This is a genomic window from Pseudomonas corni, assembly GCF_057128765.1.
Genome location: NZ_JBSKHW010000005.1, coordinates 208,476 through 231,518, shown reverse-complemented (window position 1 = coordinate 231,518; position 23,043 = coordinate 208,476). Strand labels below are relative to the sequence as shown.

17 protein-coding genes are annotated in these 23,043 nt (G+C 60.4%); 6 read left to right on the top strand and 11 right to left on the bottom strand.

The window, feature by feature from the left end:
- Positions 1–19 precede the first annotated feature (19 nt).
- From ACWKV9_RS11215 to ACWKV9_RS11195, 5 genes are all read left to right on the top strand, one after another.
- Positions 20–307: a DUF5629 family protein gene (locus ACWKV9_RS11215; protein WP_483836179.1), complete on the top strand. Its 288-nt coding sequence runs from the start codon at positions 20–22 to the stop codon at positions 305–307.
- Positions 308–508: 201 nt separating this feature from the next.
- Entirely contained in the window at positions 509–1,678 is a 1,170-nt protein-coding gene (locus ACWKV9_RS11210) for a lactonase family protein (RefSeq protein ID WP_483836178.1), read from the top strand.
- Positions 1,679–1,851: 173 nt separating this feature from the next.
- Positions 1,852–2,031, top strand: coding sequence for a hypothetical protein (locus tag ACWKV9_RS11205; protein WP_483836177.1), 180 nt, complete (start codon positions 1,852–1,854; stop codon positions 2,029–2,031).
- Positions 2,032–2,552: 521 nt separating this feature from the next.
- A complete protein-coding gene (locus ACWKV9_RS11200; protein WP_483836176.1) occupies positions 2,553–2,744 on the top strand; it encodes a hypothetical protein in 192 nt (63 codons plus the stop codon).
- Positions 2,741–2,971: a hypothetical protein gene (locus ACWKV9_RS11195; protein WP_483836175.1), complete on the top strand. Its 231-nt coding sequence runs from the start codon at positions 2,741–2,743 to the stop codon at positions 2,969–2,971. Before ACWKV9_RS11200 ends, ACWKV9_RS11195 begins: the two co-directional genes overlap by 4 nt.
- Positions 2,972–3,066: 95 nt before the next feature.
- Here ACWKV9_RS11195 and ACWKV9_RS11190 read toward each other — a convergent pair whose 3' ends face one another.
- The 11 genes from ACWKV9_RS11190 to ACWKV9_RS11140 all read right to left on the bottom strand — a co-directional run bounded on the left by ACWKV9_RS11190 (position 3,067) and on the right by ACWKV9_RS11140 (position 16,849).
- Positions 3,067–3,678, bottom strand: coding sequence for a glutathione S-transferase (locus tag ACWKV9_RS11190; protein ID WP_483836209.1), 612 nt, complete (start codon positions 3,676–3,678; stop codon positions 3,067–3,069).
- A gap of 13 nt (positions 3,679–3,691) precedes the next feature.
- Positions 3,692–4,198 (bottom strand): peptidylprolyl isomerase, encoded by a 507-nt coding sequence (locus ACWKV9_RS11185; RefSeq protein ID WP_483836174.1) that lies wholly within the window; start codon positions 4,196–4,198, stop codon positions 3,692–3,694.
- 98 nt (positions 4,199–4,296) lie between these two features.
- Positions 4,297–7,941: an AAA family ATPase gene (locus tag ACWKV9_RS11180; RefSeq protein WP_483836173.1), complete on the bottom strand. Its 3,645-nt coding sequence runs from the start codon at positions 7,939–7,941 to the stop codon at positions 4,297–4,299.
- Positions 7,938–9,182, bottom strand: coding sequence for an exonuclease SbcCD subunit D C-terminal domain-containing protein (locus ACWKV9_RS11175; protein WP_483836172.1), 1,245 nt, complete (start codon positions 9,180–9,182; stop codon positions 7,938–7,940). Before ACWKV9_RS11175 ends, ACWKV9_RS11180 begins: the two co-directional genes overlap by 4 nt.
- 207 nt (positions 9,183–9,389) lie before the next feature.
- Complete coding sequence (locus tag ACWKV9_RS11170; RefSeq protein WP_483836171.1) at positions 9,390–11,078, bottom strand: BatD family protein; 1,689 nt, start codon at positions 11,076–11,078, stop codon at positions 9,390–9,392.
- A complete protein-coding gene (locus tag ACWKV9_RS11165; protein ID WP_483836170.1) occupies positions 11,075–12,790 on the bottom strand; it encodes a VWA domain-containing protein in 1,716 nt (571 codons plus the stop codon). Before ACWKV9_RS11165 ends, ACWKV9_RS11170 begins: the two co-directional genes overlap by 4 nt.
- Positions 12,787–13,854 (bottom strand): vWA domain-containing protein, encoded by a 1,068-nt coding sequence (locus ACWKV9_RS11160; protein WP_483836169.1) that lies wholly within the window; start codon positions 13,852–13,854, stop codon positions 12,787–12,789. Before ACWKV9_RS11160 ends, ACWKV9_RS11165 begins: the two co-directional genes overlap by 4 nt.
- Positions 13,847–14,341: a DUF4381 domain-containing protein gene (locus tag ACWKV9_RS11155; protein WP_483836168.1), complete on the bottom strand. Its 495-nt coding sequence runs from the start codon at positions 14,339–14,341 to the stop codon at positions 13,847–13,849. The genes ACWKV9_RS11160 and ACWKV9_RS11155 overlap by 8 nt, the downstream gene beginning before the upstream one ends.
- Complete coding sequence (locus ACWKV9_RS11150) at positions 14,338–15,282, bottom strand: DUF58 domain-containing protein (protein ID WP_483836167.1); 945 nt, start codon at positions 15,280–15,282, stop codon at positions 14,338–14,340. The genes ACWKV9_RS11155 and ACWKV9_RS11150 overlap by 4 nt, the downstream gene beginning before the upstream one ends.
- 3 nt (positions 15,283–15,285) lie before the next feature.
- Positions 15,286–16,245, bottom strand: a complete 960-nt coding sequence (locus ACWKV9_RS11145) for an AAA family ATPase (protein ID WP_483836166.1) — start codon at positions 16,243–16,245, stop codon at positions 15,286–15,288.
- Positions 16,246–16,489: 244 nt separating this feature from the next.
- Positions 16,490–16,849 carry a hypothetical protein gene (locus tag ACWKV9_RS11140; protein WP_483836165.1) on the bottom strand — a complete coding sequence of 120 codons (360 nt, stop codon included), beginning with the start codon at positions 16,847–16,849 and terminating at the stop codon, positions 16,490–16,492.
- Between the two features lie 912 nt (positions 16,850–17,761).
- Here ACWKV9_RS11140 and ACWKV9_RS11135 point away from each other — a divergent pair.
- Positions 17,762–22,618 carry an NAD-glutamate dehydrogenase gene (locus ACWKV9_RS11135; RefSeq protein WP_483836164.1) on the top strand — a complete coding sequence of 1,619 codons (4,857 nt, stop codon included), beginning with the start codon at positions 17,762–17,764 and terminating at the stop codon, positions 22,616–22,618.
- Positions 22,619–23,043 lie beyond the last annotated feature (425 nt).

Here is a 23,043-nt window from a genome sequence, read left to right as displayed (position 1 = left end):
ACCTACGCGAATGAATGCCATGACCACCACTCCTGAAAACCTGCTCGCCGCCCTGCAAACCGCCGACATGCTGGAAATCGACGGGCTGCACGCCTTCGAGTTTTCCTTGAACGAGGAGCAACTGAACATCGAAAGCATGGACGGCCGCGAGCGCAAGGTCTGGCGCTTCAGTCTCGCGCAGATCGAGGCCGCCAGCTTCGACGACGCGCTGCAGAGCTGGGTGATCAACGACGGCAACGCCGATCATCGGATCATCGCCATGAGCGCGTTTGCTGCCCGTGATGAGGATGATGAAGAGCAGGGGTAACGCTTTTTTTGTAGGAGCGCGCTTGCCCGCGATTGCGCTGTGTCAAACGACCTTGCTGTGTCTGGGCGCACGCCATCGCGGGCAAGCGCGCTCCTACAGTGACCGAGAGTCGGCAACTACCCGCCGCCACCCGCTGTCATACCCACGACGTCCGCGTTCAGCAATGAATCAACGGCAAACAATCAACAAAGAGAACTGCCCATGACTCGTAAAATTCTGCCTTGGCTGGTAATGGCCAGCAGCATCAGCGCATTTCCCCTTCAGGCAAAAACCATGACTGACTATGACGTGCTGGTCGGTTCCTACACCGCTGGCGCCAGCGAAGGCATTTATCGCTTTGGCTTTAACACCACCACCGGCCAGCTCGACGCTACCCCGCGCCAGGTGATCAAAAGCGAAAATCCGTCGTGGCTGACGCTCACCAAAGACCAGCGCCACCTGTTTGCCGTCAATGAGAACGGCCCTGGCCAGACCGACACCGTCGGCAAGGTCAGTAGCTTTTCCATCGATCCCAAGACCCACGCCGTCTCGTTCATCAATGCGATTGAAAGCAAGAGCGAAGAGCCGACCCATTCGAGTCTGAGCGCTGATGAGCGATTCCTGTTCGTCGCCAATTACGCCGTCAACCCTCAACCAGGCGGTTCGCTGGCGGTAGTGCCGGTGGGCAAGGACGGCAAATTGTCACCGGTGGCGCAAACCAGCATCCACCCGGCCAGCAAGGTGAATCCGGAACGCCAGGCATCGTCCCACGTGCATTCGGCGGTGCCTTCACCCGACGGCAAGTACCTGATCGCCAGCGACCTGGGCGCCGATAAGCTGTTCGTCTTCAACTACGACGGCAAGAAAACCCAGCCCCTGCAGCCAGCAAAAACCCCTTCCGTCGATATGCCGGCCGGTAGCGGACCTCGGCATTTGCTGTTCAGCAAAGACGGCAAACATGCCTGGCTGACCACGGAAATGAATGCGCAGGTCACCGTGTTCGACTACCACGATGGTGTGTTCAAGCGCACGCAACAGGTCGAGCTTGCCAGCAAGGAAGGCCAGGACCAACGCGCTGCAGGCGGGTTGCACACCTCGCCAGACGGCAAATTCCTGTACGTCGCCAATCGCGGTGCAGTGAATGAGCTGCTGGTATTCAGCATCGACCAGGCGACCGGCCAGTTGAAAGAGATCCAGCGTCGTTCGGTTGAAGGCAAGGAGCCGCGCGAGTTCAGCTTCGACCCCAGCGGTCACTTCGTGTTGATCGCCAACCAGAAAAGCAACCAGATCGTGACCGTGCGTGTGGACCCTAAAACCGGCCTTTTGGGCGACACCGTGCAGAAACTGGACTTCGATTCGCCATCCGACTTCCGTTTCCTGACCTCCAAGTGAGGGCGTGAAAATCGCTCCAGCCCTTCATTTGTACGGGCTGGAGCGATGTATTAATTCAAATGATAAGGGCTAGTGCTACAAAGCATTTCTGATGTCGGCACCTCGGGCGTACTTTCAATTCACGGCCAAGACGGTCAAGACTTGAAACGCAACACTCCACCGAGGTACACATCATGAACTTCAATATCTTCTCCATCATCGCCGCGTCTGCCATCTCTGCCACTGTTGCTCTGCCAGCCAGCGCCAGCGTCGAAGTTGCAGACAAAAAAGTTAGCTCGACTCAGACTTACACACCGAAGTATCTGCAACAAAGCGCCAACTTCTACGCAGCACTGGATCACAAGACTCAGTAATGATTAGAACACTCGACGTAAATCCATTCCCCGTTAGCGTGACTTACGACACCGGGGAATGGATTTGCAAGAACAGACTTTGAACGCTTTGCTCGCTGCTGTTGTTTAAACGCTTTCGCGAGCAACTTCGTCTTGAGCAGGTTGATGCGACCCACTGACCCGTACGTGTCAGGCCATGCATCAAATGTCAGACGAGCTTGCTCGCGAAAGCGTTGATTCCCTCCCTTTAATCCCCGTCTGCTGAATAAGCGATGGGGATTTTTTTATGCCCGTCATTTAGATAACCCGACTTTCTGTAGGAGCCAACTTGTTGGCGAGATGGCTAAATGCGGTATGCCTGAAAGGACGCCTCGCGAACAAGTTCGCTCCTACAGTCCGTGATCCTCAAACGCTATCGCTCTAATACATTCCTTAAATAATCAACCAAATCGATGCTCGCTATAAATCGCCATCGTTATTCATTAATACCGGATTACATCATCCTGTCGGCCATGAAACAGGATTAACCCGGAGCGACACCCATGGCCACTGCCATTCTCAATTCACTTAAACAAGGCGCGTATTTCGCCCTTTCTCTTTACGTTGTTTTCATCGCAGTGGTCGTCATCACCAGCATGAATCCACAACTCACCACACCAAGTTCGGTGTCTGCTCAATCGACAGTGGTTGAGTCCGTGCGCGTCAATGCCGATGCGCAGGGGCGTGCAGCATGAAAGGGCTCAACTTTTGGGTATTGGTGTTCTTTGCCCTGATCAACAACGGTTGCTCATTGCTGGGCTTTGGGCAGGGTTCGGTGGGCGGCGTGGCTCGCAGTATCGAGTTCCGCTACGAAGTGGCCCAGGACATTGCAACGCAGAAGGCGCAAAAACTGATCGCAGGCAATCCACCGCATAAATACGGTGAGGCGTTTTCAGGGGTGTTTCAGTTGGGGGTGGTCTGACAGCGTACCCCTGTAGGAGCGCGCTTGCCCGCGAACGATCTGACGGGCGATGAAGATCTATTGATTGGAAAGAAGCTTCGCGGGCAAGCGCGCTCCTACAATTTGCTCATCACCTGCAGAAAAATTTTCGACTCCAGAAACGCCTGCAACCACTCACGCAACCTTGGATACGGGCTCTGCCAAAACCAGTCGGGGTCGACAAAACAGAACTGCCGCACGAACGGCGCCAGGGCGATGTCGGCCAGCGTCAGGCGATCGGTCACCAGAAAGCGCTGTGACCCCAATCGGTCTTCCAGTTCGCTCAGAAAAACTTCCCCACGCTGCCGGTATTCCACTTGCGAGAACTCGGGATAGCGCACGGCGTATTTGTAGCGGTCCAGCGACGTCTTGAATTCACCATCATTGCGCGCGATCAGATCGGCAATGAGCAGTTGAGCGTCTTTATCATCCGCCATCAGCCAGTCATGCGGATCATGCTGCGCCAATGCCCAGCGCATGATGTCCAGGCTTTGTTCCAGCACCTGATCGTCCAGCACCAGAACGGGGACCGTGCCCTTGGGCGAACGCTCAAGCATTTCGGCAGGCTTGGCCTTGAGGCTGACTTCGACGATCTCCACGGCGCAGCCTGCGTACCTTACGGCCATGCGCGCACGCATGGCGTAAGGACACCGGCGAAACGAGTAGAGCGTCGGTGCCGCGCTGGCGATCACCGACACTGAATCAGGCTTCGGTCAGCTCGCCGCAATCGGCGATGGTGACTTTCTTGCTGGTGCGGCCGGATTGCGAACCCAACGCTTCGATGGCGCGAACCACGTCCATGCCTTCTACAACTTTACCGAACACCACGTGTTTGCCATCCAGCCAGCTGGTGACGATGGTGGTGATGAAGAATTGGCTGCCGTTGGTGTTCGGGCCGGCGTTAGCCATGGACAGATCGCCTGGCTCGGTGTGCTTGAGGGTGAAGTTTTCGTCGGCGAACTTGTTGCCGTAGATCGACTTGCCACCAGTGCCGTTGTGATTGGTGAAGTCGCCGCCTTGCAGCATGAAATCGTTGATCACGCGGTGGAACGACGAGCCTTTGTAGGTCAGGCCGTCTACTTCGCCGGTGCACAGTGCGCGGAAGTTTTCAGCGGTTTTCGGCACCACGTCGTTGCGCAGTTCCATGACGATGCGGCCCAGGGCCTCGCCATCAGCAGTGACGTCGAAAAATACTTTGGAGTTGGACATGTAATTACCTTCTTCTCTGGTTCAGCGCGACGAATCGCGCAGTGGGTATAGCGTTGCACAGAACACCGTCTGGCATTACGTGCGTGAAAAAATTCGAATTATCCGTTATTGACCTCAACCGTGCTCAAGCCATTACCCTGACGACGCACTTGAATCTGCACCGGAATGCGCTCGTGCATCTCCTGCACATGGGAGATCACCCCGACTTTACGGCCTTGGGCCTGCAATCCATCCAGTGCGTCCATCGCCAGTTGTAACGACTCGGGATCGAGACTGCCGAAGCCTTCGTCGATGAACAGCGACTCGATTTTAAGCGTGCTTGACGCCATCGAAGCCAGTCCAAGGGCCAGTGCCAGCGAGACCAAAAACGTTTCGCCACCCGACAGCGAGTGCACAGAACGCAGTTCGTCGCCCATTTCGGTATCCATCACCAGCAAGCCGAGCATGCTGCCGCCGCGTTTGAGACGATAGCGCCGCACCAGTTGCTTGAGCTGGGCATTGGCGTGATGCACCAGCAAGTCGAGATTGTAAGCCTGAGCGATCTTGCGAAACGTGTCGCCGGTCGCCGAGCCGATCAACGCGCTCACGCGACCCCAGCGCTGATATTCAGCCACCGCCAGCGCAATCCGTGTCTGCAACTCACTGTTGGCATTACGCCGACGGTCGTCTTCGCTCAACTGAGCCCGCAGTTCGGCGCATTGTTGTTCATGGCTCGCCGCCAGGTTTTGCGCCTCAAGCAGCGCGCTTGCCAGCTGCGGCGCATCGGTCAGGTCTGCGTGTTGCGCCTGATGCTGCTGCACCTGTTTTTCACGCTCCTGCACCAGTACGCGCGCCTGCTCCAGGGATTTTTCGCTGTGCTGCAATTGCTGACGAAGCTGGCTGACGGCCTCGTCGGTGTAACCCAGCAAGGCGTCCAGCGCCGCGTCGTCGAGTTCACTGTGGGCCGTGCGCCATTCGAGGATAAGTCGGTCCAGTTCGGACACTTCCTGTTCAAGGCCTTGCAACCGCTGGCGCTCGGCGTCCAGCTCTGCCGCAAGTTTGATCAGCTCCCCACGGGCTTGCTGCAATGCTTCGCTGGCGTTGTTCTGCGCCGAACGCGCCTGTTCGACGGCCTGTTCTAGATGCTGCTGCCACTGCTCGGCGCTGGCCTGTTCGCCGAGCAATTGAGCCAAACGTTGCTGCCCGGCCAAATGCTGCGCGTGACTGGTTTCCAGGCGCTGCTTGAGTTGTTCGTGCAACTGCTGGCGATTGAGCTGGGCCACTTGCTCCAGTTCGATTTTCTTCGCGCGTTCGCTGTGCTCCTGCTGCTCGTCCTTTTGCTGGTCGAGTTGCTGAAGACGCAAGGCGATGTCGTTATCCAGCTGCATGAAGCTTTCTGTGGCTGACTCACGCCACAGCGGCAGACTTTCGGTGGGCAGCAGTGCCTCGAACTCCTGCAACGCGGCTTCGAATCCTTGGTTGTCCAGCGAGATGTTGCGCTGTTGATCGTCCAGCAACTTCATGGCCTGGGTGCTGGCATCGCGAGCAGTCTGCACGTGTTGTTGCAGTCCCTCGGCCTGTTGCTGGACCTTGAGCAACAGGCTTTGGCGTTGCTCGCTGGCGAGAATCTCCTGCGCCAGTGTGTGCAGGCGCTCAGTCAGCCAGTCGCCACGCTGATGCTCGGGCTGCTCCAGCAAACGCGGGTGCAGGGGATGCGATTCCAGCTGTGGCGTGAGTGTTTCCAATTGCTCGGCCAATTGTTCAAGCTGCGGCTTGGACTGCTTGAGCTGACTATTGAGCTCGGTCACCTCAACGCGCAGCTCGGTGAGCTTGTCGCTGAGCTGGCTGACCTTGAGGCGGGCGGCGGTTTCTTCGCCGTCGTCATGCCCAGACAGCGCCTGCAGCAGCGCTTCGGACTGGTGATACGGATGCTCTTCGCTGCCGCACACCGGGCAGGGTTGCTGATCAATCAACTGTTCGCGCAGTTGCTCAACGCTGGCGCTGCGAGCAAGGCGCTGACGTTGCAGCAGCTCGACGGTGACAGTCATCGCCTGCGACGCAGCCTCGTGTTCGGTCTTGAGCTGCAAACCCTGCGCGATACTTTGCGCGCGGCGGTCAGTGGCCTGTTGTTGCTGAAGCTGGAGATTGCGCATCCGGGTATCGAGGTCCAGATGGCGCTGCCACAGCCGGTCCAGCGAATCGTTCGCGCTGTGCTGCTGGCGGTTGTCCTGCAGCAATTGGCTCAGGCGCTGGATTTCTTCGTTGACGGCATCGGCCTTGACCTGCGCGTCGCGGTACAGCTCATCGAGCGCGCTGCGGCGTTCGGTTACTTGCTGCTCTGCGCGGGTGGCATTCTGTTCCAGCAGCGGCAGCTCTTCGCGGCCCTTTTTGAGTCGCGCGCTGAGGGCCACGGTTTGCTGTAAACGTCCGCGATAGGCCGGCCACGCCTGACTCAAAGGTGCGAGTACGGCGCTGTGTTCCAGCTGGGTGGCGATCGACTGCAAGCGTTGATCGAGTGCGCGTTGTTGCTCGCTCAGGCGATCAAGCGCGGCCTGACCTTCGGCGCTTGTTTGTTCAGCGGCGCGGGCCTGTTCGGTGACCTCCTGCAACGCCGTGTTCAGGTGCGTCAGGTTGCTTTGCTGCTCGAAGGCCTGACGCAGCAGCGGCGCTGCCGAGGTCTGCTGCGCCTGCGCCGTTTGCAGGCTGGTTTGTGCGGCGAGCAGCGCGTCATCCAGGGATGTCTGGCGGGTGTGCAGTTCGGTTTGCCGCTGCGTGTGTTGTTCAATCAGCGCGTTGAGCGGGTTGATCTGCCCATCGAGCTTCTTACGCAGCGCGAACAGATGGCGCTGGGGCGCGAGGCGTTCGAGCTGCCCAAGCATCTGCCGCTGACTGACTTGTGCGTCCCAATCCTGCTGGGCGCTGCTCAAGTGTTCGGAGGCGCTCAAATGTTCATCGCGCAGGCGGTGCAGCTCGGTCAGCCATTGCTGCTTGAGTTCCAGCTGACGCTGCCGGGATTGCTGGGTTTTCAGTTGCTGCTGTGCGTCGTTGAAGCGCTGTTCGAGCTCCGCCCGTTGTTCGGCGTCCATGGGAGTGACGCCCGTCGCCAGCAGGTTCAGGTCGTCGCAGGCTTTTTTCGCTTCGCTAGCCTTGCTGTACGCACGACGGCCGAGCTGACTGTAAATGGCCGTGTCGGTGAGCTTTTCCAGCAGTTCGCTGCGCTCGCGGTCGTCGGCCTTGAGGAAAGCGCTGAACTCGCTTTGCGCCAGCATCACGGCGCGGGTGAATTGCTCGAAATTCAGGCCCAGCCGCGCTTCGAGCAACGGTTTGTAATCGGTTTTGTTCTGGCTGAGGATTTGCTCACTGTCCAGGTCGGTCAGGGTCTGACGGCTGGCTTGCAGCTTTTTGCTGGCGTTGTCCCGGGCGCGGTTGGTTTCCCAGCGCGCGCGATAACGACGCTTATCGATGCCGACGAAATCCACCTCGGCGTAACCGCTGCCGGTGCCGCGACGCAGCAGGTTGCGCGGGTCGCTGGTGCCGATGTCGCCATCGATCTCCGGGACTTTCGACTGGCCGACGTTGTTCAGGCGTGGAATCGCCCCGAACAGCGCCAGACACAACGCGTCCAGCAATGTGCTTTTGCCCGCGCCGGTCGGGCCGGTGATGGCGAACAATCCTGCACTGGCCAGTGGCTCGGCGGTGAAATCCAGCTCGAAGGGGCCAGCCAGCGAAGCGAGGTTTTTCAGGCGAATGGCGAGAATCTTCATGGCTGTTCGCTCTCCAGCTGGACGTCTTGCAGCAGTTCGGCGAAGTCCTTGAGGGTTTGTTCGTCGACCTCATTGCCGTAGCTGTCGAGCCAGGCGCGGCTGAACAATTCCTGTGGGCTGAGCTGATCCAGTTCGATCAAGCCTTCTCCATCGTCGTCGCGGCCGTTGGCGCCTTTGCCCGCGTACTCGGCGGCGATGCGCACCAGCCGCACCGCTTTGCCTTGCAGGGCGAGTTCGATCTGGTTGCGCAGGTCCGGTTGTGGTTCGTCCAGCCGCACGCGCACTTCCAGCCAGGGTTGGCGGTCGATGTCGGCGAGCAGATCGATGTCTGGCAGATCTTTGAGCTGTATCAGCAGATCGGGCAGTGGGGCAGGGCCGACCCGTTGCAGGTTGACCGCGCGAGGGATCAGCAGGGTGTCGACGCTGGTGAGTTTGTCGCCCTTGCAGTTGATCTCAAGGATCTGGTGCTGGTAGCCGATTTCTGAAAACGACAGAGGAATGGGCGAGCCGCTGTAGCGAATCCGCTCTTCACCATTGACCCGCTGCGGCTTGTGCAAATGGCCGAGGGCGACGTAGGTGATGCTCTCGCCGAACAGGCTGGCGGGCAGGGCTTCGGCGTTGCCGATGATCAGGCTGCGTTCGGACTCTTCCGACACCGAACCACCGGCCATGTGCGCGTGGCTGACAGCAATCAGCGCCTGACCCGGTTCACGCTTTAGGTTGGCGGCTTCGATCAGCAGTTCGTGCACCCGGCCAATGCCACGCAGGTAGTTGTCGCCCAGGGTCGGGCCGGTGACTTCGGCCGGACGCAGGAAGGGCAGGGCAAGGCACCAGCCCCGTATTTTTCCCTTGGCGTCGGGCAACGGCAGCAGCAGGCGTTCGACGTCGAGGGTGCCGTCGTCGAGCCACAGCACCCGGCCCAGGGCGTGGGTGCGCAAGCGGCGCATCAATGGCGCGGGCAGTTCGATGCGCGAACCGGAGTCGTGGTTGCCGGCGATCATCACAATGGTCAGTTTGGGTTGTTGCTCGTGGGCGTTGACGATGAAGTCGTACAGCCGCTCCTGAGCTTTGACCGGCGGGTTGACCGTGTCGAAGATGTCTCCGGCAATCAGCAGCACATCCGGGGCGCGCTCGGCCAGACGCGCCAGCAACCAGGTGAGGAAGCTTGCGTGTTCGAAGTCGCGCTCCTGGCCGTGAAGGTTTTGGCCAAGGTGCCAGTCGGAGGTGTGGAACAAACGCATTGGGGGTCCTTGCTTGAGTGCGATAAGGCAACTGGCTCTGTAGGAGCCAACTTGTTGGCGAAAGGGTCAGCGCGGTGTGTCAGTCATATTGCTTCGCGGACAGGTCCGCTCCCACAGGGTGTTCATCGTTCGCGCGTGATCGAGTCTTTGGCGCGTCAGCGATTGCATCGCGAACAAGCTCCCTCCCACTAGTGATTGTCGTCACCATCACTTCGGGTACAACGGCGGCAGGCTGTTGTCGCCGCTGGTGTCCTGCGGGCGTTCGATGGCGGGCAGTGCTTTGACCGCGCGCCACAAGTCTTCGCCCAGCCATAATTTTTCGGTTTCGCTGTACAGCACACCATTGAGCCCATCCAAAGCATCGGACAGCGGCACGAAGCGGGCGGCCATGTCGGCCAGGGTTTCCGGTTGTTGGCGCGCCCAGGCATCGAGTGCCTGCCGTGTCGCGTGGGGGTCGTTGGCAAGGCTTGCGCGCTTGAGATCATCCAGCACCGAGCGCGGGCTGGGGCCTGCCTGAGCCACACGAGCCAGCGCCGGTTGCCAGCGCGCTCGCCACCACAGCCCGAACCCCAGCAAGGTGGTGAAGCTCAGCAGCACTGTCGCCAATTGCCAAGGCCAGACGGGCGGACCCATGACGATCAAGCCGCCGTTGTCGCTGACCGGGGTGTCCACTTCCAATGCCGGATTGCTGCTGATCTGCAAGGTTCGGGCAGGCAGGGAGCTGTGTTCCAGATGATCTTCGTGGGTGTTCCACCACACCAGATCCACCGCAGGCACATCGATTGCGCCAGAGCGGTTGGGCACCAGCGCCTCGCGCTCCTCGCGGGTACCAATCAGCCCACGCTCGCTGGCCAGGTTCGCCAGTTTTGGCTGATCAGGATAACGCCGCAGCGCACTGACCTCGGTGGCGGGCAAGGGTGGCAACTGCGCGCTCGACAGCCCCTCGACCTTCAGCGTCAGGGTACGTGTCAGTGAGTCGCCCACCTGGCTTTTGCCGGGTTCCGGGCTCCAGCTTTCGGTCAGATTGATACTGCGTGCGGGCAGCCATGGCGTATTGGGCGGGTAATTAGCTGGCTGCGGTTTGACCTGCAACGACAATGGCGTGGAGGTTACGCGCAGCAACTTGCCGGGCTTGGGCCCGAACGGGTTTACGTCATTGGTTTGCGCCTGTCCCTGCTGGGCATTTGGCGCGGGCAGGTCCTGAACCAGCGTGGCACTGAACACCTGCGGGGGGATTACCAGTTCACCGCTCTGCTGGGGGTAGAGCGCGTAGCGCATCTCAATCACGCCGTGACGAACGTTATTGATCAGCTTTTCATAGGTCCGGGTTTCCCCCAGCTTTTCGATCCGTGCCTCGGGCACTTGCAGCGGGGTCAGGTTGCTGTCGTCAAACAGCGACACCGAATGGTAGATCCGCAATGTCAGCACAGCCTGAGCCTGAACGTAGACCGCGTCCTGATCCAGCGTGACTTCAATGAACACCGGCGCCAGCTTTGCTTCCTGTGGATTAGCGATCGGGGCAACGTCTACCACCTGCAAGGTGATCGGCTGGCTTTTCATCTCCCCCAGTTGCAGTTCGGGAATGACCACCGAACCACTGTGTTTGGGCATCAGGGTGATGAGCCAGCGAGTGGTGGCCTGTGTGGCGCCATCCAGCGTCGTCGAGCGATTGACCTGACGCGTGCCCTGCACATCGAAATCTGTACTGAGCACGCTGATGTCCGGCTTGCCGAACAACGTCGGGTCGTTGGATTCCAGGGTCAGTTCGACGGTTTCCCCAGTGTTCAGCCGCGTGCGGTCGGTGCTTGCGAGCAGCGCGGGCGCCGTCGCGGCCTGGGTCGACAACGCGACCAGACACAGCAGCCAAGCGATGACCAAGCGGGGTACACGACTCATGGGGTCTTTTCCTGATGCTGCTGTTGTTCGTACCAGAATTTGCGTCGCAGCAGTTCTCCCGGTTCGTCCGGTATCTGCCGCAACCATTGCTCGAGTGCCTGCTGTTGCTCGCCGCTGAGGGCACTGTCCGCAGGTTTCATGGGTGCGCGAGTGGTCTCGTCTTCATCCAGTGGCGAGCCGGGCGCTTCGTTACCGCCGGACACCTCCTGCTGACTGCCGGGGCTGTTTTCCTCCCCGGCCTGGGGCGGGGTCTGTTGATTGTTGTGTTCATCGACGGCGCCGCTGCGCGGATTGTCGCCGTCATCGTCGCCTTCATTCTTGCCCTTGCCGGTGTCTTCAACTGCCGGTTGTGGGTTCTGCTCAAGAAGTTTTTGTACCAGCGCGCGATTGGCCGTGGCGGCCGGGAACTCGGGTTGCCGGTCCAGCGCTTGATCATAGGCATCCAGCGCGGCTTCCAGTTCGCCACTTTTTGCCAGTGCATTGGCGCGATTGTAGTGGTCGGCGGCGCTGCTGCCTTGTGCGAAGCGCTGAGCGGCGCCGGAGTAGTCCCCCGCCTCATAAAGCGCGATGCCTTGCCACTGCGGGTCCTCGAAGTGACGTGCTGCTTCGACTGGGCGATGGCGCTCAAGCAGGCGTTGACCTTGTTGATCAGGACGCAGCCACAGGTCCTTGAAGTCGAAGGCGTAGCTGTTTTGCGGAATCATGAACAGCAACGGCAGGCACAACACCCAGCCCCGTCGCCCGGCGCAGGCCGCCAACAGCAACAGTGGCAGCAGCAGCCAGTAACCCTGATCGGCCCAGGTGTCGAGCTGCACCATCTGCCCATCGCTGAGGATGTTTTTCGGGCTGTCGAGCAAACCCAGGTCGCGCAGGTCCTGATCGTCCATGCGCAGCGAGCTGTAGCGCCCGTCGAACTGTTCGGCGAAGTCCTTCAGGCTGGCGCTGTCCAGACGCGGCAGCAGAATCGCGCCTTGAGCGTCCTTGAGAAAACCGCCTTTGTCCTGCGCCACCGGGGCGCCTTCAGCGGTGCCCACCCCCATGATCAGTAACGGTTGCGGGTGACCGCTCATGGCCAGACGAATGCCCTGGCGTTCCTGTTCGGTGAGCGATGAGCCAACCAGCAACAAGCGGCCTTGGCCCAGGGCACCTTGCTTGAGCAGATCAAGGGCTTTTTTCACCGCCAGATCCGCGCGCTGACCGCTCTCTGGCATGATCGACGGCTTGATCGCGTCCAGCAGGTTTTTGCTGGTCGCCAGATCGTCCGACAGCGGCACCAGCGTATGGGCGCTGCCGGCGTACACGATAATCGCGGTCTGCGAATCGCTGCGCGCCTGAAGCAGGTCCATCAGCTTGCGCCGAGCCTGTTCCAGCCGTGTCGGGGGGCTGTCGGCAGCGAGCATTTCCGGGGTCAGTTCCAGCATCACCACCAGCGGATCGACCGGCTTCTGGCTGGTCTGTTCGACTCTTTGCCAGCCTGGTCCGAGCAGTGCCAGCAGGCCCAGGGCCCAACCGAAACCCATGGCAATCCACGGCAATTTGCTTTCACGCCCGCTGCCGCCGTTGAGCAATACCGAATGGAAGGCGATGGGCAAGATCATCTGCCAGCGCCCGATGCGTTTTTGCCGGTTCCACAGCCGCCACAGCAGCCAGCCGAGCAACGGCAGGATCAGCAGCCACCAAGGGCGAAACCAGTGCGGCCAGAGCGCGATCATCGACGTCTCCCCAGCCGCTTGAAACGCTGACGCCATTGCGGGCTGGCGCGCAGGGCAGGTTGGCGGGCCAAAAACCGGTAAAACGGGTTGTTCGGCCAGCGCTCATGAATCACCAGCAACACGCTCAACAGCAGCGCGGCGCCCAGCGGCCAGTGATAGAGCGCGAGGGCGGGGCGGGCTTGCGTCGGTTGTTGCGTGACCGGTTCCAGCTTGTCGAGGATGTCGCCGATCTTTTCCAGCTGGGCGCCGTCGCGGGCGCGGAAGTACTGCCCGCCGGTGATGTCGGCCAGCTCCTTGAGTGACAGTTCGTCCAGGTCCAGGCTCGGGTTCAGGCCGAGGACACTGGCGACTCCTTTGTCCGGGTCGGCGCCGATGCCTATGGGATAGATCTTCACGCCTTCCTGCGCGGCGAGCCGTGCCGCCGTGGCCGGGTCGATCTGTCCGCCGTTGTTGGCGCCATCGGTGATCAGTATCAGCACGCGGCTTTGTGCTGGGCGCAGGCGCAAGCGTTTGAGCGCCAGCCCGATGGCGTCGCCGATGGCGGTGTTTTTTCCGGCGATGCCGATGCGCGCTTCGTCCAGCCAGACCCGAACGGTGTGCCGGTCGAAGGTCAGCGGGGCTTGCAGATACGCTTGACTGCCGAACAGGATCAGACCGATCCGATCACCCTGACGATGCTCAAGGAAGTCGCCCATCAGCAGCTTGACCAGCGCCAGACGACTGACCTCGTCGTTCTTCCAGGTCATGTCCGGATAATCCATTGACCCGGAGACGTCCACTGCCACCAGCAAATCCCGACCGCTGGCGGCAATAGGTAACGGGTCGCCCAGCCATTGCGGACGTGCGGCAGCGATAAGAAGCAGCAACCAGAGGCAGACGAAGGGCAGTTGTCGACGCCACCCGGGCAGGTTGGCACGCGCTCGGCGCCCGGCCATGCCTTCGAGTTCGCTGAGGAAACTGACTTTCAGCGCTGCCTCGCCACTGTCCGCTGGAGGCAGCACAAAGCGCATGATCCATGGCAGTGGCAGGACCAGAAAGACCCACGGCCAGGCGAACTCAAACATGCTTGCGAATCCAGGTGTCGACGGACTGCGTCAGACCGTTGATGGCTTTGTCGTCGAGTTTGCACTCCGGCTTGTAGGCGCCTTCCACGAGGATCATCCAGCGCGTCAGGCCCGCAGCAGGGCAGCGGTTATCCAGAAACGCCAGCCACTTGCGCCCGTTCAGGGTATGGCTCTGGCTGTAGGGGTAATGATTGCGGCAAAGGCGTTTGAGCAGACCGTTGATTTGCTGCAGCCAGGCTCCGGCAGGCGCCCCGTCGTAAGGTTTTGGCATGCGCGCCAGTTCTTCCAGCGCGGCTTGGCGCAGTGGGTCCAGGGGTTGCTCATCGCTGGGGCGAGGGGCTTTACGCGGCAAAAGATGCCGCCCGCGCCAGGCGCCATACGCCAATGCCGGGATCAGAATCAGCAGCAGCCACCAACCGGGCGCGGGCGGCCAGGCGCCCACGGCCTCGGGGAGGACCAGGGGGTGCAGCTGATCCAGCGGGTTCATTTCTGTTTTACCGGGTGCTGCGCGTTGAGGTATTCACGCAGTTGCTCGACCATTTCGCGCTGTGTGCTCAGCGGCATCAGCAACACCCGCAGCTTTTGCGCCAGCCGTTCCCAGCGCGCAAGGCGTGCTTCGCCTTGAGCGCGATAGGTCTGGCGCAGGTCCGGGTTGAGTGTGTCGAGTTCCAGTTGCGCACCGCGCTCGGCGAAACGCAGCAAACCGGCAGCGGGCAGGGCGTGGTCCAGTGGGTCGGAAATCGGTAGCAACAGCAGGTCGCAATGCTTGGACAGCAGCGACAGTTGCTGCTCGGCAGAGTCGGAAAGCGCGCGTTCGTCGCACAAAATGATGGCCAGACTGCCGGGCCGTAGCACTTCCCGGGCTCGGCGCAGGGCAATGCCGAAAGTATCGCGGTCGGCCACGGCCTCGGTGTGCAGCGACTGATTGACCCGCACCAGCCTGTTAAGCAGCTGCAACAGGCTCTGTTTGCTGCGGCGCGGTTTGATTTCGTAGTGTTCGTTGTCGCCGAACACAAGCCCGCCGACCCGGTCGTTATGCGCGAGCGCAGCCCATCCCACCAGCGCAGCTGCCTGAGCCGCCATCACTGATTTGAACATCAGCCCGGAGCCGAAAAACAATCGTCGGCTTTGCTCGACCATGATGAAAATCGGCCGCTCGCGCTCTTCGTGAAACAGCTTGGTGTGTGGCTCTTGGGTGCGTGCCGTGACGCGCCAGTCGATGGTGCGCACGTCATCGCCCGCCTGATAGACGCGCACCTGATCGAAGTCCACGCCACGGCCGCGCAGCTTGGAGTGGTGCAGGCCAATCAAAGGGCTACGGCGGCTAGGGGTGGAAAACAGCTGAACTTCCCGCACGCGATGGCGCATTTCGATCAGCTCGGCGAGGCTGACGCGAATGCCCGGTTGGGAAATCAGATAGGGCTGCATGGGTCAGGCGACGGCCACAACATCGAGCACGCGTTGAATCACTTTGTCCTGATCAACGCCCGCCGCTTCTGCTTCGAACGACAGGATGACCCGGTGACGCAAAACATCGAACAGCACGGCTTGAATGTCTTCGGGGCTGACGAAGTCGCGGCCAGCCAGCCAGGCGTGGGCACGGGCGCAGCGATCAAGGGAGATCGAGCCGCGCGGGCTGGCGCCGTAGGCAATCCACTCGGCCAGCTCAGGGTCGAACTTGGCCGGGGTGCGCGTCGCCATCACCAGTTGTACGAGGTATTCCTCGACGGCGTCGGCCATGTACAGATTGAGGATTTCCTTGCGCGCGGCAAAAATCGCTTGCTGACTCACCCGGCGTTCGGGCTTGGTTTCGCCATTGAGCGCTTCACCGCGGGCCTGGGCGAGGATCTTGCGCTCCACCGATGCATCGGGGAAACCGATCTTGACGTGCATCAGGAAGCGGTCGAGCTGAGCTTCGGGCAGCGGATAGGTGCCTTCCTGCTCAATCGGGTTTTGCGTCGCCATCACCAGAAACAGCGGCGACAGATCGTAGGTACTGCGACCGACGCTCACTTGACGTTCGGCCATGGCTTCGAGCAATGCCGACTGGACCTTGGCCGGAGCGCGGTTGATTTCGTCGGCCAGCACCAGATTGTGGAAGATCGGCCCCTGTTGGAAGACGAAGCTGCCGGTTTCCGGACGATAGATTTCGGTGCCGGTGATGTCGGCGGGCAACAGGTCGGGGGTGAACTGGATGCGATGAAACTGTGCTTCGATGCCTTCGGCGAGCTCTTTGATCGCTTTGGTCTTGGCCAGCCCGGGGGCGCCTTCGACCAGCATGTGGCCGTCGGCGAGCAGGGCGATCAGGAGCCGTTCAACCAGTTTCTCCTGCCCGAGAATCTGAGTTGAAAGAAAGGTTCGCAGCGCGATCAACGCTTCACGATGTTCCATCGATGACGGTTCCTGGCAGAGTTCGCAGCAGCGCCAAAACGGCACCGAAGCTGGGGGCGTTACTTTAATCCATCCGGGGGCTGGCGACTAACGGGGAAGGGGGTTTTTACGGGAAATTCAGGGAATGCCTACGCAAAGCTGTGAAATGGTCTGTAGGAGCCAACTTGTTGGCGAGCGCGGCTTCGGGGTGTGCCAGATGTTTCGGCTCGCGAACAAGTTCGCTCCTACAGAAGGGGCGCGGGGATTACCCAACCTCACTCACGAAGGTGCCAACGCCTTGCAGGATGATGCGCAGCGTTGCAGCCAGCTCGGCCAGTTCGCTCGCTGGCGTGTTGTGAGCGATCTCGAAGGAGGTCTCACCGCCTAACGGCCCGGCGTCAGCGGCGTCGATCTCCAGCAGCATGCGGTCTGCGCCGAAGGTCACGATCAGCTTCGAGTCCACATGGATGGTGTCGTCACGGACGGTGATGTCGACTTCGTCTTCGTCCGGGAAGCGCGCCAGCATGAACAAGTCGCCGTTTGCTCCATGGCAACACGCCAGCGCCATGTCATCTTCTTCCTCGTCGCAGGGGTTATAGATGAAGCTGTCGGTGGTCATGTGCATGGGACTAATCCTTTGGGAGCGGGGGCCTGAGCGCGATTTTGCCAGTGTTCGCAGATTTTTGCCTCTGCGCTGATCCATTGTAGGAGCGCGCTTGCCCGCGAAAGGTTTGCCTGCCGCCGATCATCTATCTGACCCACCGCCATCGCGGGCAAGCGCGCTCCTACAGGGTCGGGGGTCGCCGTGCTTCTGTAGGAGCCAACTTGTTGGCGAGGGAAAGCGCCTAGGTGGTTCAGGTACGACGCCTCGCGGGCAAGCGCGCTCCTACAGGGTCGGGGGTCGCCGTGCTTCTGTAGGAGCCAACTTGTTGGCGAGGGAGGACGCCTCGGTGGGTCAGGTACGACGCCTCGCGAACAAGTTCGCTCCTACAGGCTCAGAGATTGTCGTCATTCTGTAGGAGCCAACTTGTTGGCGAGGGAAAGCGCCTCGGTGGGTCAGGTACGACGCCTCGCGAACAAGTTCGCTCCTACAGGGGCAGGGCTTGCCGTCATTCTGTAGGAGCCAACTTGTTGGCGAGGGAAAGCGCCTCGGTGTGTCAGGTACGACGCCTCGCGAACAAGCGCGCTCCTACAGGGTTCGTCGCGCAGCCAGTCCATTTGCAACATTCGGTAGCAACCCGATGTCCGAATATGTCGCAGCACCGCAAGCAGCTGCGATGCTGCTGTCGTTAAGCTGCGCAGCAGATGAACCGGTGTAGAGTCGAGCCTGCCTGGGCGACGCTCTGCTGAGGAACATTGGGGTCATGCAGATGTGACGACGCACACACGACAAGCGTTAGTACTTAAGCAAAGCGATACGCTCTGCTCGCTGTCACGTTTTGCTGACTATCATCGAACAGGCGCAAACGTGACACTCGACCCGGCACCACGCATCTCTCCTAAGACCGTATATAAAAGCCCAAGCGGAGTACCAAAGATGGCGTTCTTCACCGCAGCCAGCAAGTCCGACTTTCAGCACCAACTGCAAGCGGCACTGGCCCAGCACATCAACGAGCAGGCACTGCCACAAGTGGCGCTGTTCGCTGAGCAATTCTTCGGCATCATTTCCCTGGACGAGCTGACCCAGCGTCGGCTCTCCGATCTGGCAGGTTGCACCCTTTCTGCCTGGCGTTTGCTTGAGCGCTTTGAACACTTCAGCCCGCAAGTGCGGGTCTACAACCCTGATTACGAGCGCCACGGCTGGCAATCGACCCACACCGCCGTTGAAGTGCTGCATCACGATCTTCCCTTCCTGGTGGACTCGGTTCGCACCGAACTCAACCGCCGCGGCTACAGCATCCACACTCTGCAAACCACCGTATTGAGTGTGCGCCGCGACGCCAAAGGCCAACTGGTCGAACTGCTGCCAAAAGGCACCACCGGCGAAGATGTCCTGCAAGAATCCCTGATGTATCTGGAAATCGACCGCTGCGCGAATGCGGCCGAGCTGAACGTATTGGCCCGCGAACTCGAGCAAGTGCTCGGTGAAGTGCGGGTAGCGGTAGAAGATTTCGAACCGATGAAAGCCAAGCTCAATGAGCTACTGGCCGGTATCGACACTACCCAATACAGCGTCGATCCAGAAGAAAAAGCCGAGATCAAGGCCTTCCTGGAATGGCTGGAAAACAACCACTTCACCTTCCTCGGCTACGAAGAATTCCAGGTCAGCGGTGACGGCGATGGCGGTCAGCTGACCTACGATCCCGCCTCATTCCTGGGCCTGACCAAGCTGTTGCGCGCTGGACTCACCGCTGAAGAGCTGCAGATCGAAGGCTACGCGGTCAACTACCTTAACGAACCGACGCTGTTGTCGTTCGCCAAGGCCGCGCACCCGAGCCGTGTTCACCGTCCGGCTTACCCGGATTACGTGTCGATTCGTCAGATCGACGCCAACGGCAAAGTCATCAAAGAGTGCCGCTTCATGGGCCTTTACACCTCGTCGGTGTATGGCGAGAGCGTGCGGGAGATTCCGTACATCCGCCGCAAGGTGGCTGAAGTCGAGCGCCGTTCGGGCTTCCATCCCAAGGCGCACCTGGGCAAAGAGCTGGCGCAGGTGGTTGAAGTCCTGCCCCGTGACGATCTGTTCCAGACCCCGGTGGACGAGCTGTTCAGCACCGTGATGTCGATCGTGCAGATTCAGGAGCGCAACAAGATCCGCGTGTTCCTGCGCAAAGACCCGTACGGCCGCTTCTGCTACTGCCTGGCCTATGTGCCGCGGGACGTCTACTCCACTGAAGTGCGCCAGAAAATCCAGCAAGTGCTGATGGAGCGCCTGAAGGCCAGCGATTGCGAATTCTGGACCTTCTTCTCCGAGTCCGTGCTGGCGCGCGTGCAACTGATCCTGCGCGTTGACCCGAAAGTCACCCTGGACATCGACCCGCAGCAACTGGAAAACGAAGTGATCCAGGCGTGCCGGTCGTGGAAAGACGACTACGCCAGCCTGGTCGTCGAAAGCTTCGGCGAAGCCCACGGCACCAGCGTACTCGCCGATTACCCGAAAGGTTTCCCGGCAGGCTACCGCGAGCGTTTTGCCGCGCACTCGGCTGTCGTCGACATGCAGCACCTGCTCAACCTGAGCGAAGCCAACCCGCTGGTCATGAGCTTTTATCAGCCGTTGTCGGGCGACAAGGCGCAGCTGCATTGCAAGCTGTACCACGCCGACACCCCGCTGGCGCTGTCCGACGTGCTGCCGATTCTGGAAAACCTCGGCCTGCGCGTATTGGGTGAATTCCCCTACCGCCTGCGTCAGAAGAGTGGGCGCGAGTTCTGGATTCACGACTTCGCGTTCACCGCGGGCGAAGGCCTGAACCTCGACATCCAGCAGCTCAACGACACGCTGCAGGACGCTTTCGTGCATATCGTGCGTGGCGATGCCGAGAACGACGCGTTCAACCGTCTGGTGCTGACGGCCGGCTTGCCGTGGCGCGATGTGGCGCTGCTGCGTGCGTATGCGCGTTACCTGAAGCAGATTCGTCTGGGCTTCGACCTGGGTTACATCGCCAGCACGCTGAACAACCACACTGACATTGCCCGTGAGCTGACGCGTCTGTTCAAGACCCGTTTCTACCTCGCCCGCAAGTTGACCAGCGAAGACCTGGACGACAAACAGCAGCGTCTGGAACAGGCGATTCTGACTGCACTGGACGACGTTCAGGTGCTCAACGAAGACCGGATCCTGCGTCGCTATCTGGACCTGATCAAAGCCACACAGCGCACCAACTTCTACCAGACCGACGCCAACGGTCAGAACAAGAGCTACTTCAGCTTCAAGTTCAACCCGCGCCTGATTCCCGAATTGCCCAAGCCGGTGCCGAAGTTTGAAATCTTCGTATACTCGCCTCGTGTCGAAGGCGTGCATCTGCGCTTCGGTAACGTCGCCCGTGGCGGTTTGCGCTGGTCTGACCGTGAAGAAGACTACCGCACCGAAGTGCTGGGCCTGGTCAAAGCCCAACATGTGAAGAACTCGGTCATCGTGCCTGTGGGCGCCAAGGGTGGTTTCCTGCCCCGTCGCTTGCCGCTGGGTGGCAGCCGCGACGACATTCAGGCGGAAGGGATCGCCTGCTACCGCATCTTCATTTCCGGTCTGCTGGACATCACCGACAACCTGAAAGAAGGCGAACTGGTACCGCCGGTCAACGTCGTGCGTCACGACGATGATGATCCGTACCTGGTGGTGGCTGCCGACAAAGGCACCGCGACTTTCTCCGACATCGCCAACGGCATCGCCATCGACTACGGCTTCTGGCTGGGCGATGCGTTTGCCTCGGGCGGTTCGGCAGGCTACGACCACAAAAAAATGGGCATCACCGCCAAGGGCGCGTGGGTCGGGGTGCAGCGTCACTTCCGTGAGCGTGGCATTAACGTTCAGCAGGACACCACCACCGTAATCGGCATCGGCGACATGGCCGGCGACGTGTTCGGCAACGGTCTGTTGATGTCCGACAAGCTGCAGATGGTCGCTGCGTTCAACCACCTGCACATCTTCATCGACCCTAATCCGGACCCTGCTACCAGCTTCGCCGAGCGTCGTCGTTTGTACGATCTGCCGCGTTCAGCGTGGACCGATTACGACGCAAGCCTGATGTCTGAAGGCGGCGGTATTTTCCCGCGCAGCCTGAAAAGCATCAGCATCACGCCGCAGATGAAAGAGCGCTTCGACATCCAGGCGGACAAGCTGACGCCGACCGAGCTGATGCACGCGCTGCTCAAGGCGCCGGTGGATCTGCTGTGGAACGGCGGCATCGGCACTTACGTGAAAGCCACCTCGGAAAGCCACGCGGATGTCGGCGACAAAGCCAACGACGCGCTGCGGGTCAACGGCAATCAGCTGCGCTGCAAAGTGGTGGGCGAGGGCGGTAACCTCGGCATGACTCAGCTGGGCCGGGTTGAATTCGGTCTGCTGGGCGGCGCTACTAACACCGACTTCATCGATAACGCGGCGGGCGTGGACTGCTCGGACCACGAGGTCAACATCAAGATCCTGCTCAACGAAGTGGTGCAGGCCGGCGACATGACCGAGAAGCAGCGCAACCTGCTGCTCGAAAGCATGACCGACGAAGTGGGCAATCTGGTGCTCGGCAACAACTACAAGCAGACCCAGGCGCTGTCCCTGGCAGCCCGTCGTGCCTACGAGCGGATTGCCGAATATCGCCGTCTGATGAGCGATCTGGAGTCTCGCGGCAAGCTGGACCGTGCCATCGAGTTCCTGCCGCCGGAAGATCAGATCGCGGAGCGCGTTGCCGAGAAAAAAGGCCTGACCCGTGCCGAGCTGTCGGTGCTGATTTCCTACAGCAAGATCGACCTCAACGAAGCGCTGCTCGAATCCCGCGTGCCGGACGACGATTACCTGGCTCGCGACATGGAAACCGCGTTCCCGCCTTCATTGGGCGCGAAGTACTCTGAGTCCATGCGTCGTCACCGTCTGAAGCGCGAAATCGTCAGCACCCAGATCGCCAACGATCTGGTGAACCACATGGGCATCACCTTCGTGCAGCGGCTCAAAGAGTCCACCGGCATGAGTGCTGCCAACGTGGCCGGTGCGTATGTGATCGTGCGGGATATTTTCCACCTGCCGCACTGGTTCCGTCAGATCGAGGCGCTGGACTACAAGGTTCCGGCCGAAATCCAGCTGTCGCTGATGGACGAACTGATGCGTCTGGGCCGTCGCGCCACGCGCTGGTTCCTGCGCAGCCGTCGCAACGAGCTGGACGCAGGCCGCGATGTGGCGCACTTCGGTCCGCACATCGCAGCACTGGGCCTGAAACTCGACGAACTGCTGGAAGGCCCGACCCGTGAGGTCTGGCAGGCGCGTTACAAGGAGTACGTAGAAGCTGGCGTGCCTGAATTGCTGGCGCGGATGGTCGCGGGCACCAGTCATTTGTATACGCTGCTGCCGATCATCGAAGCGTCCGACGTCACTGGCCAGAATGCGGCTGATGTGGCGAAGGTGTACTTCGCGGTAGGCAGTTCGCTGGACGTGACGTGGTATCTGCAACAGATCAGTTCGCTGCCGGTTGAGAACAACTGGCAGGCCTTGGCCCGTGAAGCGTTCCGTGATGATATCGACTGGCAACAGCGGGCGATTACGGTGTCGGTGCTGCAGATGGCCAATGGTCCTGCGGATGTCGAGGAGCGTCTGGATGTCTGGCTGGAGCAACATCTGCCGATGGTCGAGCGCTGGCGCGCGATGCTGGTTGAGTTGCGGGCGGCGAGCGGTAATGACTACGCGATGTACGCCGTGGCAAACCGTGAGCTGCTGGATCTGGCCATGAGCGGGCAGACTGCGGTGGTTTGATGTTCTAGCTGCGCTGTTGTTTGAGAAGAGCCCTGCATCGAGAGATGTGGGGCTTTTTTATGGCGTACAAGACCTTCCCCTGAACTGACGCTGCTTGGATTGCGGGGCCGGATTCCCACGGATCACGCGGCCCCTTGTAGGAGCTGCCGAGCTGCCGAAGGCTGCGATCGCGGTGGGTCTGACACGCCTCGGATTGTGTGCATATCCGTTATCTTTGGTGGTGCTGATATTGGTTGCGCCCTTACGGCGCGCCACTTTTGCCAAACGCCGCAAAAGTAACCAAAAGGTCTCGCTCCTGTGTCCGGCCCTCATTCGTCGGGTTCCCTCGCTCCGGCCTTCCAAAGTCGCACTTTGTGGCGCTTACAAAATCCCGGCACGACACAAAACCTGTAGGAGCGAATTCATTCGCGAGAGGCCGGTGGTGT

Coding starts and splice junctions, on each gene's coding strand:
- ACWKV9_RS11135 (WP_483836164.1), top strand. CDS start 17,762: ATGGCGTTCTTCACCGCAGCCAGCAAGTCCGACTTTCAGCACCAACTG.
- ACWKV9_RS11175 (WP_483836172.1), bottom strand. CDS start 9,182: ATGCGTTTGTTCCACACCTCCGACTGGCACCTTGGCCAAAACCTTCAC.
- ACWKV9_RS11145 (WP_483836166.1), bottom strand. CDS start 16,245: ATGGAACATCGTGAAGCGTTGATCGCGCTGCGAACCTTTCTTTCAACT.
- ACWKV9_RS11160 (WP_483836169.1), bottom strand. CDS start 13,854: ATGTTTGAGTTCGCCTGGCCGTGGGTCTTTCTGGTCCTGCCACTGCCA.
- ACWKV9_RS11195 (WP_483836175.1), top strand. CDS start 2,741: ATGAAAGGGCTCAACTTTTGGGTATTGGTGTTCTTTGCCCTGATCAAC.
- ACWKV9_RS11150 (WP_483836167.1), bottom strand. CDS start 15,282: ATGCAGCCCTATCTGATTTCCCAACCGGGCATTCGCGTCAGCCTCGCC.
- ACWKV9_RS11210 (WP_483836178.1), top strand. CDS start 509: ATGACTCGTAAAATTCTGCCTTGGCTGGTAATGGCCAGCAGCATCAGC.
- ACWKV9_RS11200 (WP_483836176.1), top strand. CDS start 2,553: ATGGCCACTGCCATTCTCAATTCACTTAAACAAGGCGCGTATTTCGCC.
- ACWKV9_RS11185 (WP_483836174.1), bottom strand. CDS start 4,198: ATGTCCAACTCCAAAGTATTTTTCGACGTCACTGCTGATGGCGAGGCC.
- ACWKV9_RS11215 (WP_483836179.1), top strand. CDS start 20: ATGACCACCACTCCTGAAAACCTGCTCGCCGCCCTGCAAACCGCCGAC.
- ACWKV9_RS11170 (WP_483836171.1), bottom strand. CDS start 11,078: ATGAGTCGTGTACCCCGCTTGGTCATCGCTTGGCTGCTGTGTCTGGTC.
- ACWKV9_RS11180 (WP_483836173.1), bottom strand. CDS start 7,941: ATGAAGATTCTCGCCATTCGCCTGAAAAACCTCGCTTCGCTGGCTGGC.
- ACWKV9_RS11155 (WP_483836168.1), bottom strand. CDS start 14,341: ATGAACCCGCTGGATCAGCTGCACCCCCTGGTCCTCCCCGAGGCCGTG.
- ACWKV9_RS11140 (WP_483836165.1), bottom strand. CDS start 16,849: ATGCACATGACCACCGACAGCTTCATCTATAACCCCTGCGACGAGGAA.
- ACWKV9_RS11165 (WP_483836170.1), bottom strand. CDS start 12,790: ATGATCGCGCTCTGGCCGCACTGGTTTCGCCCTTGGTGGCTGCTGATC.
- ACWKV9_RS11205 (WP_483836177.1), top strand. CDS start 1,852: ATGAACTTCAATATCTTCTCCATCATCGCCGCGTCTGCCATCTCTGCC.